Genomic DNA, 231 nt, shown 5'->3' with positions numbered 1-231 from the left:
AAAACAAGCTATGCGTGGTCGTAGTCAATCGGTTTATAATATGGAACAAGAAATTTTGCGCCGTAAGCCGGCAGATCAAAATAATCGCAGTGCCCTTACATCCTTAGATGTATTTAAGGAGTTGGGCATCATAGAAGAATATACCGGTGATGATGGTCAATTAATGCTAAGATGGAATGCCGTTGAAGGAAAATTAGATCTTGTCACGTCCGTAACATTTCTTACCTATAG

1 protein-coding gene is annotated in these 231 nt (G+C 39.4%); it reads left to right on the top strand.

What is annotated here, in order from left to right; all coding sequences use genetic code 11:
• Positions 1-40: 40 nt before the first annotated feature.
• Positions 41-231: hypothetical protein (locus ACTHS3_RS18810; protein WP_440368930.1), on the top strand; the 191-nt coding region annotated here is incomplete at its 3' end.

The sequence above is a fragment of the Neisseria sp. P0009.S007 genome (assembly GCF_051962515.1).
This window is presented reverse-complemented; position numbering and strand designations above follow the sequence as displayed.